Source organism: Maribacter polysiphoniae (assembly GCF_003148665.1).
Classification (GTDB): Bacteria; Bacteroidota; Bacteroidia; order Flavobacteriales; family Flavobacteriaceae; genus Maribacter_A; species Maribacter_A polysiphoniae.
On record NZ_QGGQ01000001.1, the window covers coordinates 814778 to 829409 of the forward strand.

The 14632-nt window shown below is 40.4% G+C and carries 13 protein-coding genes; 12 read left to right on the top strand and 1 reads right to left on the bottom strand.

Annotated elements, in window-relative coordinates:
* Nucleotides 1-223 precede the first annotated feature (223 nt).
* The 7 genes from LX92_RS03370 to LX92_RS03400 all read left to right on the top strand — a co-directional run bounded on the left by LX92_RS03370 (nucleotide 224) and on the right by LX92_RS03400 (nucleotide 9004).
* Complete coding sequence (locus LX92_RS03370; protein WP_109648842.1) at nucleotides 224-1270, top strand: LacI family DNA-binding transcriptional regulator; 1047 nt, start codon at nucleotides 224-226, stop codon at nucleotides 1268-1270.
* A 230-nt stretch (nucleotides 1271-1500) separates the two neighbouring features.
* Nucleotides 1501-2160 carry a beta-phosphoglucomutase gene (pgmB, locus tag LX92_RS03375; RefSeq protein WP_109649062.1) on the top strand — a complete coding sequence of 220 codons (660 nt, stop codon included), beginning with the start codon at nucleotides 1501-1503 and terminating at the stop codon, nucleotides 2158-2160.
* Complete coding sequence (locus LX92_RS03380; RefSeq protein WP_109648843.1) at nucleotides 2157-4463, top strand: glycoside hydrolase family 65 protein; 2307 nt, start codon at nucleotides 2157-2159, stop codon at nucleotides 4461-4463. The genes pgmB and LX92_RS03380 overlap by 4 nt, the downstream gene beginning before the upstream one ends.
* Complete coding sequence (locus LX92_RS03385) at nucleotides 4464-6341, top strand: alpha-amylase family glycosyl hydrolase (RefSeq protein ID WP_109648844.1); 1878 nt, start codon at nucleotides 4464-4466, stop codon at nucleotides 6339-6341.
* An 82-nt stretch (nucleotides 6342-6423) separates the two neighbouring features.
* Nucleotides 6424-7176 (top strand): glycerophosphodiester phosphodiesterase, encoded by a 753-nt coding sequence (locus LX92_RS03390; protein WP_109648845.1) that lies wholly within the window; start codon nucleotides 6424-6426, stop codon nucleotides 7174-7176.
* Nucleotides 7176-8468, top strand: a complete 1293-nt coding sequence (locus LX92_RS03395) for a BaiN/RdsA family NAD(P)/FAD-dependent oxidoreductase (protein ID WP_109648846.1) — start codon at nucleotides 7176-7178, stop codon at nucleotides 8466-8468. Before LX92_RS03390 ends, LX92_RS03395 begins: the two co-directional genes overlap by 1 nt.
* On the top strand, nucleotides 8465-9004 hold the full coding sequence (locus LX92_RS03400; protein WP_109648847.1) for a DUF1697 domain-containing protein: 540 nt from the start codon (nucleotides 8465-8467) through the stop codon (nucleotides 9002-9004). Before LX92_RS03395 ends, LX92_RS03400 begins: the two co-directional genes overlap by 4 nt.
* On the opposite strand, the gene LX92_RS03405 is transcribed toward LX92_RS03400, so the two are convergent.
* Nucleotides 9001-9444 carry a TspO/MBR family protein gene (locus LX92_RS03405; protein ID WP_223308331.1) on the bottom strand — a complete coding sequence of 148 codons (444 nt, stop codon included), beginning with the start codon at nucleotides 9442-9444 and terminating at the stop codon, nucleotides 9001-9003. The two genes, LX92_RS03400 and LX92_RS03405, sit on opposite strands and share 4 nt — an antisense overlap.
* Nucleotides 9445-9566: 122 nt before the next feature.
* On the opposite strand from LX92_RS03405, the gene LX92_RS03410 reads away from it, so the two are divergent.
* From LX92_RS03410 to LX92_RS03430, 5 genes are all read left to right on the top strand, one after another.
* Nucleotides 9567-10661 carry a diphosphomevalonate/mevalonate 3,5-bisphosphate decarboxylase family protein gene (locus LX92_RS03410; protein WP_109648849.1) on the top strand — a complete coding sequence of 365 codons (1095 nt, stop codon included), beginning with the start codon at nucleotides 9567-9569 and terminating at the stop codon, nucleotides 10659-10661.
* Nucleotides 10662-10890: 229 nt separating this feature from the next.
* The gene (locus LX92_RS03415) at nucleotides 10891-11829 is read left to right on the top strand and encodes a mevalonate kinase family protein (protein WP_109648850.1); all 939 of its coding nucleotides are present in this window, start codon (nucleotides 10891-10893) and stop codon (nucleotides 11827-11829) included.
* 12 nt (nucleotides 11830-11841) lie between these two features.
* Nucleotides 11842-12747 (top strand): geranylgeranylglycerol-phosphate geranylgeranyltransferase, encoded by a 906-nt coding sequence (locus LX92_RS03420; protein ID WP_109648851.1) that lies wholly within the window; start codon nucleotides 11842-11844, stop codon nucleotides 12745-12747.
* Complete coding sequence (locus LX92_RS03425) at nucleotides 12747-13697, top strand: carbon-nitrogen hydrolase family protein (RefSeq protein ID WP_109648852.1); 951 nt, start codon at nucleotides 12747-12749, stop codon at nucleotides 13695-13697. The genes LX92_RS03420 and LX92_RS03425 overlap by 1 nt, the downstream gene beginning before the upstream one ends.
* 55 nt (nucleotides 13698-13752) lie before the next feature.
* The gene (locus LX92_RS03430) at nucleotides 13753-14595 is read left to right on the top strand and encodes a pseudouridine synthase (protein WP_109648853.1); all 843 of its coding nucleotides are present in this window, start codon (nucleotides 13753-13755) and stop codon (nucleotides 14593-14595) included.
* Nucleotides 14596-14632 lie beyond the last annotated feature (37 nt).

The window sequence follows — 14632 nt, forward strand, 5'->3', positions numbered from 1 at the left end:
ATTAAAATTAGTTTTGTTTAGTTTGAAACTTTAACTTTATTTCTCAACTAACGAAATTATGTAAAATTTAAGTTAATTTAAGATAAGGTCAATAAATACGGGCACTTACAACGTTTTCGGGTTGATAACTTTTAATTTATTTTTGTTAAAATGATAAAAAATCATACTGTTGTAAATTGATATTCTATTTTAAAGCCTTTCCTTTTATCAAACCCATATTTTTATGAAGCCGAAAATGACCTTGAAAAGAATTGCCAAAGAATTGGGGGTGTCCATTTCTACCGTTTCCAAAGCACTTCATGACAATAAGGAAATAAGTCAGGATAATCGGGATAAAATCCAAGCTTTTGCAAAATTCTATAACTATCGTCCCAATAATATCGCCTTAAGTCTAAAGAACAAGAAGACAAAGACCTTAGGTTTGATCATTCCCGATATCGTACATAATTTTTTCTCGAAAGTAATAAGTGGTATCGAACATGTGGCCAACCTTAATGGGTACAATGTTATCATAGCCGTTACCAATGAATCATTTGATAAGGAAGTGATCAACATGGAGCTGTTGGTCCAAAGCAATATTGATGGTTTTATTATGTCCTTGTCCAAGGAAACCCTGCTTAAGCAAGATAAGCATCACTTACAAGAGACTATTAATCAGGGTATTCCCATAGTCATGTTCGATCGTGTGCTTCATGAAATAGCGTGTGACAAGGTAATCGTGGACGATGTTGAGGGCTCAAGGATTGCCACGCAAAAACTTATTGATACCGGTTGTAAAAAAATACTATTGCTGACCACTGGGGACTTTATCAATATAGGGAAGTTAAGGACCCAAGGATATTTAGAGGCATTGGGCAATAACAATATAACGCCTGATTCGGATATCATATTGAAAATAAATGATTTAGGTAATTTAGAGAAAAAACAAGACAATCGTGATCTTGAAAGGGATATCAATCAGATATTTGAGAAGGTTCCGGATATTGACGGGGTTTTTGCCGTTAACGAAATTTATGCCATAAAGGCATTGAATGTAGCACGGCAAAGGGGACTTAGGGTGCCAGAGGATTTGTCAGTGGTCAGTTTTTCGGATGGTATTCTTTCCCAGCATTCATGGCCCAGTCTCACGACTATTAGTCAGCATGGATTTAAAATGGGGGAAAGGGCAGCCTCCATATTGATAAATCGCTTGGCTTTGGAGGATGAAGAGAAAGAATTTGTGACCGAGATTATAAAAACTGAGCTTATTGAAAGGGATTCAACTAGATAGAGTATTGGAAATCAAAAAAAACTTTTTACTTTTGACCCAATCAAAACTTTAATTTTACTTCTCAACTATAATAAGTTTTGAATAGGCTTTTGGTAATTTTAACTGGTAAATTCTTTTTAACCAATAGTTTTAATATTTCAGACATTCTATTCAATCGTTAAGACATTTTTTCATTCCGTATGGTTTTATATGGAATGTCGCTTGTCTTTTCCATTATGCAAAAATTAAAAATGAAGAAAAAAGGATTTATTTTCGATTTGGATGGTGTTATTGTCGATACTGCAAAATACCATTACCTGGCTTGGAAAAAGCTGGCCAATGAATTGGGGTTTGTTTTTACAGAAGAACAGAACGAATTATTCAAAGGGGTGAGTCGCAAACGTTGTCTCGAGATCTTATTGGATATTGGTAAGGTAAAGGCTACCCAAGAACAATTTGATACTTGGATGGTAGAGAAGAACGAAGACTATCTTGCCTATATTGATGAAATGGATGCCTCCGAGATCTTACCCGATGTTCCTAAAATACTTAAATTCCTTAAGGACCAAAACGTGCCCATTGCACTCGGGTCTGCGAGCAAGAATGCAAAGCCCATTTTGGAAAAGGTGGGGTTGTTGCATTACTTTGATTATCTCGTTGATGGAAACAGTGTGACCAAAGCTAAGCCGGATCCAGAGGTTTTTCTTATTGCCGCCCAGAAATTGGGGGTCGACCCCAAGGATTGTATCGTTTTTGAGGATGCCGTTGCAGGCATACAAGCTGCCAATAGTGCGGGCATGACCAGTATTGGTATTGGTGATGCGGGTATTTTGGCGGATGCGGATTATAATTTTAAGGATTTCACTGAAATCGATTTGGGTTTTATTAAAAAATTATTGAAAAGTAGATGAATCAAGAATATATTAAAGCAGACAATTGGTCGATCATAGAGGAAGGTTTTGACCAAGAAACGGTAAAGTCATCTGAAAGCCTTTTTAGTTTAGGAAATGGGGCCATGGGACAACGGGCCAACTTTGAGGAACGCTATTCCGGACCTACTTTTCAAGGCAGCTATATTGCGGGGGTCTATTATCCGGATAAAACCCGTGTAGGTTGGTGGAAAAACGGTTACCCCGAGTACTTCGCCAAAGTGTTGAATGCCCCGAATTGGATAGGAATCGATGTCCTAGTCAATAAGGAGTCATTGGATTTGTCCACCTGCACCTCGGTTGAAGGCTTCCGCAGGGAATTGAATATGAAGGAAGGTTGGTACAAACGTGCCTTTAGGGCGACCCTCCCCAATACCATAAGAATTCAAGTTGAAATCACCCGGTTTTTAAGCCTTGAACTAGATGAAATTGGCGCTATTAGCTATAGTGTAGTCCCATTGGATCAAGATGCTGAAATCGCTTTTATTCCATATTTGGATAGTGGTATCACCAATGAGGATAGTAATTGGGACGATAAGTTCTGGAATACGACCTCAGTGGATTCCAAAGATAATAGGGCCTATATCCAAGCCCATACCATGAAGACCGATTTTAAGACATGTACCTTCATGGGTGCGGAATTGAATCTTGATGGGAAAAAAGTAAATATCGATCCCGAAGTCTCCCAAAAGGATACTTGGATCGGGCATGCCTATACCCAAGGGGTAAAGCAAGGTGAGACACTGACATTGATTAAGTTTGGAGGGTACACCGTATCCCGAAACCATAAAGCGGATACTTTGGTAGATGCTGCCGATATGGTATTGGATAAAGCCTTTGAATTAGGTTTTGAGGCGTTGTTGCAAAGTCAGAAAAAAGCCTGGGCAGCCATTTGGCATTTGAGTGACATCACCATAGAAGGTGATGTTAAGGCCCAACAGGGTATTCGTTTCAATATATTCCACCTGAACCAAACCTATTTAGGTACCGATTCCCGGTTGAATATAGGTCCCAAAGGATTTACAGGGGAAAAATACGGAGGAAGTACCTATTGGGATACCGAGGCCTACTGTATTCCTTTTTATATGGCGACCAAGAATCAAGAGGTGGCCAGGAACTTATTGAAATATCGCTACGATCATTTAGAGAAGGCTATCGAAAATGCCCAGAAGTTGGGATTTGAAAAAGGGGCAGCCCTTTACCCCATGGTGACCATGAATGGGGAAGAGTGCCACAATGAATGGGAAATCACCTTTGAGGAAATCCACAGGAATGGGGCTATAGCCTTCGCCATATTCAATTATTATCGTTTTACAGGGGATTATACCTATATCCCGGAAATGGGATTGGAGGTCTTGATCGGTATCTCCCGTTTTTGGTACCAACGTGCCAATTATTCGGAGGCCAAGGAAAAATATGTCATTCTCGGGGTAACAGGTCCGAACGAATATGAGAACAACGTAAACAATAACTGGTACACGAATTATTTGGCGAAATGGTGTATTGAGTATACCATGAAACAGTTGCATAAAGTAAAAGATGGGTATCCCGATGATTACGAACGAATCATAGGACATACCCAATTAACTTCGAATGAAACCGATAAATGGCAGGAAGTCGCTGAAAATATGTATTTCCCTTATTCCGAGGAGTATGGGGTATACTTGCAACAAGATGGCTTTTTGGACAAGGAGCTGATTACCGTTGCAGAATTGGATAAACTGGAACGTCCCATTAATCAGAAATGGAGTTGGGATCGTATTCTTAGGTCCCCTTATATAAAACAAGCCGATGTACTTCAAGGATTTTATTTCTTTGAAGATCATTTTACCGTGGAGGAACTGGAGAAACATTTTGATTTTTACGAATCCTTTACCGTTCATGAATCGTCACTTTCTCCCTGTGTTCACAGTATCCAAGCCGCTAAATTGGATCGTATGGATCAGGCTTATCGGTTTTATCTGAGAACTTCAAGGTTAGATCTCGATGATTACAATAAGGAAGTTGAGGAAGGACTCCATATTACATCAATGGCAGGTACTTGGATGAGTATTGTTGAAGGCTTCGGGGGGCTTCGGGTCATTGATGATAAATTATCCTTTACCCCAAGAATCCCTAAGGAATGGGAATCCTATTCCTTTAAAATAAACTTTAGAAATAGGGTCATTAAGGTTACCGTATCGGATGGTGAAACCAAGTTTAAATTGGAAGGAAACGAGCAAATGTCCATACGATACAAGGGAAAACGACTCGAATTGAATCCTAATGAGGAAATTTCGGCTTAAATGAACAATTCCAGCATCTTTAGCGCCATGCTTGTGATCCTCATGATTCAAGGGTGCGCCAAACAAAATGAAAACAAACAAATGGTAGCCAAAAAAAAAGTTAGAAAAGAAGTTGTGTATCAGGTTTTTACGCGGCTTTTTGGCAATACTAATACGAACAACAAACCTTGGGGGACCATAGAAGAGAATGGTGTTGGCAAGTTTTCCGACTTCTCGGAAAAGGCCTTGAAGGAAATCAAGGATCTTGGGGTGACCTATATTTGGTATACCGGTGTACCACACCACGATGTGATCACTGATTACAGTGCCTACGGAATTTCAAATGATGATCCGGATATTGTAAAGGGAAGGGCAGGTTCGCCCTATGCCGTTAAGGATTATTATAATGTAAATCCCGATTTGGCCGATGACCCCAAAAACCGATTGGAAGAGTTTAAGGCGTTGATCGATAGAAGCCATAAGGCCGGACTTAAGGTGCTTATCGATATTGTTCCGAACCATGTGGCCCGTAATTACGAAGGAAAATCAACACCCGATGGTCTCGAACCCTTCGGTGCTTCGGATGATACTTCGGTTGAGTATAAAAGGGACAATAATTTCTATTACATTCCCAACGAGGCCTTTAAGGTGCCGGAATGGCAAAATGGTTATTTGCCCTTGGGCGGTGAGGCACATGCATTGGCCGATGGTAACTTCGATGAAAACCCGGCAAAATGGACTGGCAATGGGTCACGTATGGCGCAACCCGATATGAATGATTGGTACGAGACCGTGAAGATCAATTATGGTGTTCGACCCGATGGTTCATATGATTTTGACAGGCTTCCGGAAGGTTTCGATCTACAGGATTATCCAAAGCATTATGAATTTTGGTCCAATAAGGATGTACCCAGTTCCTGGGTGAAATTTAAGGATATCGCTTTGTATTGGTTGGGTATGGGTGTTGATGGGTTCCGCTACGATATGGCCGAGATGGTTCCGGTGGAGTTTTGGAGCTACATGAATTCGCATATCAAAATGAGCAACCCCAATGCTTTTCTTTTGGCCGAGGTCTATAATCCTGATTTGTATCGTGATTATATCTTTAAGGGGAAAATGGATTATCTCTACGATAAGGTAGAGATGTACGATTCTTTAAAGCATATTATGCAAGGACATGGATGGACAGACCATATTCCGGTCGTAGCGAATAATTTGAAGGATATTGAACATCACATGCTCCACTTTTTAGAGAACCACGATGAACAACGTATTGCGAGTCCCGATTTCGCTGGCGATGCCAAAAAGGGAAAACCAGCCATGGTCGTTTCAGCAACCATAAGTACATCACCGACCATGATCTATTTCGGACAGGAGGTTGGTGAGCCTGGTAATGAGAATGCCGGATTTGGCCAGCCTACACGTACTTCTATTTTTGACTATATCGGAGTGCCCCATCACCAACGTTGGGTAAACGACAAGAAATTTGACGGCGGACAATTATCCGATGAGGAAAAAGACTTGAGACAGTTTTATAGATCCTTATTGAACTTTACCATCAGCAGTGAGGCCTTAATGGGCAATTATGGGGATATTCATTATTACAATAAGGACCATACCGAGAATTATAACCACAGGGTGTTGTCCTTTGTGAGGTGGTCTGCCAACGAAAAGTTGGTGGTAATTGCCAATTTTGACGCTAATGAGGCCTATGGCTTTGAGTTGAAAATCCCCAAGGAAATTATCTCAATGTGGTTGCTTAAGGATGGTGTCTATGGTTTAAAAGATCAACTGTATCTCAATTATGAACCTAAACTTACTGTTGAGGGTGGTGTGGGTAAGATACAGGTCAAGATTGCACCCTTGGAATCTTTTATTTTGAAATTAAATTTGGATTGAAAAACATTTTTTTTGGTCAGAAAATGTATCTTACCTCTGTGATAAGATTTAATCCGTAAACATTTAATTTGAAAATGATCAAATGAAAAAACCAATTGTTTATTTTTTACTATTGTCCTTACTACTGACTCAAAGTTGCAAAATGAATGACGAACCCTTGGTCATAGGTCATCGTGGGGCGATGGGTCATGAAACCGAAAACACCGTAGCTTCCATACAGAAGGCCTTGGAACTTGGTGTAGATATGATTGAAATAGATGTGTTCAAGATCAAAAGTGGGGAAATCGTCGTTTTCCATGATGATACCGTGGATCGTTTGGCCAATGCAACAGGGAAAATTGAGGAATTCGATATTTCCCAAATAAAACAGATGGTGCTCGAGGGTAACCAAACCATTCCATTGCTAAAGGATGTTATTGATGTCTTGGACGACGATGTTCGATTGAACATTGAACTCAAAGGGGCAGGGACCGCTGATAAGGTGAATTCAATTGTCAATGAATTTCTGGAAAAAAAAGATTGGGACTTGGATAAATTTATAATATCCAGTTTTAATTGGGAGGAATTGAAATCTATGAGGAGGGTTAACAAGGATATTCCGATAGCCATTTTAACCGGTGATGATATTGAGGGGTCCATTGCGCTCGCCAAGGAATTGAATGCTGAAGCGGTTAACCCAAGTTTCAAGGGTTTGGATATGGATTCGGCCAAGAAGATCAAGGAGGCGGGATTTAAGATTTATACATGGACAGTCAATAAACCTGAAGACATAGACCTTGTAAAGTCGTTCGATGTAGATGGTATTATAACGAATTACCCAGAGAGGATCAATTGATGTTCGATGTAATAATAATAGGCGGGGGCGCATCTGGGTTCTACGCCGCAATCCATATCGCCGAGACAAATCCCGACCTTAAAATAGCCATATTCGAAAAAGGAAAGGAAGTCCTTAAGAAAGTCAGTATTTCTGGGGGAGGACGATGCAATGTTACCAATGGTGAATCTGATCCCATGGCCTTGTCCAAAAACTATCCAAGGGGGTCCAAAGAACTTATAGGTCCTTTTTATGCCCATGGCCCACAAGAAACAAGGCAATTTTTTGAAAGTCGGGGGGTACCTTTAAAATCGGAGGATGATGGTAGGGTTTTCCCCGTATCCAATTCCTCCCAATCAATTATTGATTGTTTTCTAGGGGAAACCAATCGTTTGGGTATTGCCGTTTACAGACAAAGTTCGGTCACTGCCATTGCATCGAAAACAGGCGCAGAAAACGATATAACCTGGAAGGTTACTACCATTAAAAAAGAGTATTTCTGTAAAAGGTTATTGGTGGCTGCCGGCAGTAATCCGAAAATTTGGAAACTGTTGGAGGGCTTGGGCCATACTATTGTACCTCCCGTACCCTCCTTGTTCACTTTTAATATCAAGGATGACCGCATTTCGGGAATACCCGGTGTGAGTACGCCCGCCCATGTTGAGGTCCTTCCAAGGAATGGGTTTAAACCCGAGATTAAGGTAAAGCTTAAAAGTAAGCGAAGTGAGAAACCCCTATTTAGTGCGGAAGGTCCTGTCCTTATTACACATTGGGGGCTAAGTGGCCCGGCCATATTACGGTTGTCCGCATGGGGGGCCCTTCAGTTGCACGATTGTAAATACCGTTTTCCGATTAAGGTCAATTGGCTTCCCGAGTATCACCAGAATTCGGTTTTATCCTTGTTGATGGAGGTCAAAGAGGTCGAGGCCAAAAAGACGGTTGTGCGTACGAAAGTGTTTGAAATCCCCAAACGATTATGGACGGGTTTGGTAAACGCATCTGACATCGCCAAAGAGGATAAATGGGCCGAGGTGACGAAAGAGAAATTACAACACCTTGCGGGCCAATTGACCAATTGTAGGTTTATGGTGGAAGGTAAGAGTGTTTTTAAGGATGAATTTGTAACCGCTGGAGGGGTAGATTTAAAAGAAATCAATTTCAAGACCTACGAAAGTAAGATTTGCAAAGGACTCTATCTTGCAGGTGAAATCATCAATGTGGATGCCATTACCGGTGGATTCAATTTTCAGAATGCCTGGACAGGGGGGTATCTCGCTGCGATGGCAATCTCAAACGATTTGAATACCCAATGAACTATATAGCGCTTTTAAGGGGAATCAATGTTGGTGGGCATAAGAAAATAAAAATGGCCGATCTGCGTGTGCTCTTTGAAAATTTAGGGTATCGCGACATCATTACCTATATACAAAGTGGGAATGTGGTTTTTAAAAGTGAAGATCAAGACATTGTGGAACTTGAGGGTCGAATATCCAAGGGCATTTTTGGGCGATATGGTTTCGATGTTCCCGCCATCGTAAAAAAAAGGGAAGAAGTCGAACGGATATTGGTACATAATCCTTTTACCGATCCTGAGGACATTCAGGCAAATAAGGTGTATTTTGTTTTATTGAAAGAGCGGCCAACACAGGAAGGCCTTTCTACTTTGTCTTCAATGCAATTTGATAACGAGCAACTTGTAGTGACCCCGAACTGTGTCTATCTAAAATGTAATTTAGGGGCAGGTAAGGCCAAATGCAATAACAATCTGATAGAGCAAAAACTTCAAGTGGCAGCAACCTCACGCAACCATAGGACCTTAATGAAATTATGGGAATTATCGGCAGATTAATTCAATTCCCAGATCTTGTAATTCAGAACGGTGGCAAAGCAAACCCATAGCAAATAGGGAATCAGTAACCAGGATGCGGATTTGCTTACGATCCTGAACCAACGCATGGTCAAGACAATAAGACAGAGTAAGGTTATAATCACCACAAGGCCCCAAAAGGGTTGTTTAAAGCCGAAAAAGACGATGCTCCATGCGGCATTTAAAAGTAATTGAAAACCAAAATGATACAAGGCCGTCTTTACCCATAAATGGTGAAAACCCTTGGCCCAAACAATTCCTGCGGAAACCCCCATCATTATATAGAGTGCGGTCCAAACCGGTGCGAAAAGCCAACTGGGCGGATTAAAACTGGGCTTGTTCAAGGTAACGAACCAATCATTTACCGAGCTTTGGGTTGCAAAACTGGATAAAAAACCGACCCCTAGGCAGATACCTACCATTATGGCGATATAGATTAGCTTTCTTTTCACTTGGTTGATTATTGTCCTCTAAAATAAGTATTAAATCCATTGGAAATACAACTAATTCACTTAAAAACTATCTTTGCATAAATTGTGTTTTAATGACGTATACAGAATTCCTCCCTTCAAAATATACCAAAACGGTTGAGGAAGGGACGGTAACCTATAAAGCCCCCAGCAATATTGCCTTAGTGAAATATTGGGGAAAAAAAGCTGATCAAATTCCCGCGAACCCTTCCATCAGTTTTACATTGGACGCTTGTGCTACGACCACTTCGATGACCTATTCAAGACGAAAGGAGAAGGGAGCCGACTTTTCTTTTGGGTTATGGTTTGAAGGGAAGCCCAAGCCAGATTTTAGACCTAAGATAGAGGCGTTTTTTAGTCGTATTGAAAGTTATATGCCTTTTTTGAAAGAGTATGATTTAAAGATTGAAACCTCCAATTCATTCCCCCATAGCAGTGGTATCGCCTCATCGGCCAGTGGTATGTCGGCATTGGCCTTGGGGCTTATGTATATCGAGAAGCAATTGGACCCAGGAATGGATGATGGTTATTTTCACCGAAAGGCCTCTTTTTTGGCCCGCTTGGGGTCAGGGAGTGCTTGTCGTAGTATAGAAGGGGATTTGATTCAATGGGGTCACCATAAAGGTATTACCGGTAGCTCAGATCTTTTCGCCATCAAATATCCTTATCAAGTACATGAGGTGTTCCATAAATACCACGACACTATTTTGTTGGTAGACAAAGGACAAAAACAAGTCAGTAGTACGGTAGGACACGATTTAATGCATGGGCATCCCTTTGCGGAACAGCGCTTTGCCCAAGCCCATGACAATATAGCCAAACTAAGGGAGGTTTTCGCGACGGGGAATTTGAATGATTTTATACGGATTGTGGAAAGCGAGGCACTGACGTTGCACGCTATGATGATGACCAGTATACCCTATTTTATTTTAATGAAACCGAATACCTTGAAGATCATTGAAAAAATCTGGGCATTTAGGGCTTCTTCGAAGACCCATCTTTGTTTCACTTTGGATGCGGGTGCGAACGTGCACGTATTGTATCCACAAGAAGAGAAGAAGGAAGTACACCAATTTATTAAGGATGAGTTGGTTGTATATTGCGAAAACGGACAGTATATTTGCGACAGAATTGGCTTTGGAGCTAAAAGATTATTACCTTACAAGTAATAATTTATAAGGATAAACCGCGTTTGTTAAAAGAACTACCGGGAATTGGTTAAGCGGTTTTTTTGATAAGATCGATTATATTGTTTATCTTTATTGTAAATTAATTAAACAAAACGGATTTGAAAGTAATGTTCTTGCCCGTTTTTAGAAATAAAGAGACAAACAACTGAAATTTTGGAATTAGCGATAGGATGATGTACATGTCACCTATTGATTCTTAATTTTTACTATGAAAGGACCATTATTTTATTCTAAAATCCTTCTATTTGGGGAGTATGGCATCATCAAGGATTCCAAGGGACTTTCCATTCCCTATAATTTTTTTAAGGGAGCCTTGAAAAAGGATGGCAATGCATCCCCGGAAGCCTTAAAGTCAAATGGGTATTTAAAGGATTTTGTCGTTTATCTCGAGGGTATTGTGGATCAAGAACCGGAATTGGTCGCTTTTGATTTCGAAAACTTAAGAGGTGATGTGGTAAGTGGAATGTATTTCGATAGTTCTATTCCGCAAGGTTATGGGGTAGGCAGTAGTGGGGCTTTGGTCGCTGCCATCTATGATAAATATGCATTGGATAAAATTACGGTTCTTGAGAATTTGACCCGTGAAAAGCTACTGCGACTAAAGGCTATCTTTGGTAAAATGGAATCTTTTTTTCATGGTAAATCATCAGGATTGGATCCTTTGAACAGTTACCTAAGTTTGCCTATTCTTATCAATTCCAAAGACAATATCGAATCTACGAGTATACCTTCCCAAAATAAGGAAGGGAAAGGGGCGGTATTTTTACTGGATAGTGGTGCCACTGGGGAAACAGCGCCTATGGTACAGTTATTCATGGAGAAAATGAAACAGGAAGGTTTTCGGCAAATGCTGAAAAATCAATTCATCAAACATACCGATGCTTGTGTGGAGGATTTTATCAGTGGTAATGTTAAATCACTTTTTGGAAATTTAAAGCAATTGTCCCACGTAGTCCTTGACAACTTCAAACCTATGATTCCGGTAAAGTTCCATCAACTTTGGCAACAGGGCATAGAAACCAACGATTACTATCTTAAACTTTGTGGCTCTGGTGGTGGTGGCTATATTTTGGGCTTTACCCAGGATATTGAAAAGGCTAGGGATGTACTTCGGGATTATAAATTGGAAGTAGTCTATAACTTCTAAGATCACACACACATGCTTAGCAGAAAGAACAAGCTCTTACTACTTAAGTTATTGAGCCTGTTTTCTATTGTGCGTGGTTATAATATTTTGGTGATAGCATTGGCCCAGTATTTGGCATCAATCTATATTCTGGCACACCAACTTCCATTGCGAAGCGTGGTCTTTGATCTTAATCTTTTTTGCATTGTACTATCCTCTGCCTTGGTTATCGCTGGCGGATATATCATCAATAGTTTTTATGATTCGGAGAAAGACCTGATAAACAAACCTAGAAAGAGTATGCTAGACCGCTTAGTGGGGCAGCGCACAAAACTTTCGGCTTATTTTACCCTTAATTTTCTCTCTGTATTTTTCGCAAGCTATGTATCCTTTAGGGCGGTTTTGTTTTTCTCGGCTTATATTTTCGGCATTTGGTTTTACTCCCATAAACTAAAAAAAATACCTTTTTTGGGTAATTTTATTTCAGCGACATTGGCCATTGCACCCTTTTTTGCGGTATTTGTTTACTATAAGAATTTTGACACGGTTATATTCGTACACGCCATATTCCTTTTTCTATTGATATTGGCGAGGGAAATGATCAAGGACTTAGAGAATATTGCCGGTGACCTGGCACAGAATTATAAGACCATTCCCATTTTATATGGGGAAAGGACCTCAAAAACAACAATTACCATTTTAATTTCATTGACCCTTATTCCATCACTTTTGCTTATCAATAATTTTGATGTGGGTTACATGTACCTTTACTTTATGGCATGTATCTTTTTTTTGGGGGTTTTTCTTGTTCTTTTATGGAGGGCAAGAACGAAGTTTCATTATGTTTGGTTGCATAATATATTAAAGCTGATCATTGTTCTTGGGGTTTTCAGTATTTTATTGATTGATATTCATCTGGTATTAAATAGAATTTTATAATGGATAACGTATTGAAAGTAGCCCTCGCCCAAATTGCGCCCGTTTGGTTGGACAAGTTGGCGACCCTTAAAAAAATCGAGGCGACTATTGTTGCGGCAGCCAAGGAGAATGCGGAACTCGTTGTTTTTGGGGAGGCATTGCTGCCAGGCTATCCTTTTTGGTTGGCTTTGACCAATGGGGCAGGGTGGGACTTGAAGGTAAACAAAGAGCTACACGCCCATTATGTGCGAAATGCCATTCAAATTGAAGCCGGCGAATTGGATGGTGTTTGTAAATTGGCAAAGGAACACCAAATGGCCATTTATTTGGGTATTATTGAAAGACCAAAGAATCGGGGCGGGCATAGTATTTATTGTTCCCTGGTCTATATTGACCAAAATGGGAACATCCAATCGGTACACCGCAAATTACAGCCTACCTATGATGAGCGATTAACATGGGCCCCAGGCGATGGGAACGGGTTGCAGGTACATGCCCTGAAGCAATTTACGGTGGGTGGACTCAATTGTTGGGAGAATTGGATGCCATTACCTCGAACGGCACTGTATGGTCAGGGTGAGAACCTGCATATAGCCGTTTGGCCTGGCAGTGACCACAACACCAAGGATATTACCCGTTTTATCGCTAGGGAATCGAGAAGTTATGTGATTTCGGTATCTTCATTAATGAAAAAGGAAGATTTTCCAACGGATACCCCACATCTCAATGCGATTCTGGAAAATGCCCCTGATGTACTTGCCAATGGGGGGTCATGTATAGCCGGTCCCGATGGGGAATGGTTATTGGAGCCGGTACTTAATCAAGAAGGACTCCTTTTTCATACGTTGGATTTTAATCGGGTCTATGAAGAACGTCAGAATTTTGACCCCGTAGGGCACTATTCCAGACCCGATGTTACGAAACTAATTGTAAATCGCGAAAGACAATCTACGGTTGAATTTGAAGATTGAGATTATTTAATCAATCCTTATTGAATTCATTACCTTTGCAAAAAATTGGAAGATAATGGGAAGGTCAGATTCAAACAAAGACAGTAAGGCATCAGGGCGTCAGGGCGGTACTTTTAGAAAGAAGAGTTACGCAAGGGGTAACGCACCGATTAAAAAGAAAACCGAGCCTCAAAAACCGTCAGACCCCAATTTAATCCGTTTAAACAAGTATGTGGCAAACTCAGGGGTATGTTCCCGAAGGGATGCCGATATCTATATCGCTGCGGGTAATATTACCGTTAATGGTAAACCTATAACCGAAATGGGCTATAAGGTTAAAAAGACAGATACCGTTAAATTCGATGGGCGTTTACTTAACCCCGAAAAGAAAGAATACGTTTTATTGAACAAACCCAAGGATTTCTCGACTACCATCCGGGATGAAAGAGGTAGACGTAATGTCAATGGCCTAATCTCAAATGCGTCCAAGTCAACATTATTACCTGTTGATAAGATGGGTAAAGAGGAGACTGGACTTTTACTGTTCACCAATGATGGTGATATGACCAAAAGATTGAAGAATCCTAAAAATGGTCTTCGTAAAATCTACCATGTGGTTTTAAACCGGGAACTTCGTAGTGCCGATTTGAAGAAAATACAGGATGGGGTGATTTTGGATGAAAAACCCGTACGTGTACAAGACATTAGTTTTATTGATGACGCTCCAAAACGCGAAGTAGGGATTGAGATATTCAGTTCAAAACATAAAATTGTCGAACGTATTTTTGAGCATTTGGAATATGAAGTGGTTAGAATAGACCGGGTTGCTTATGCCGGTTTGACCAAAAAGGATCTTCCAAGGGGTCATTGGCGATTTTTAACCGAACAAGAGGTCATTAACCTAGGTATGATTCGTTAGTTGATTTTCTCAATTGTACAGGAAATTGGAAAAAATA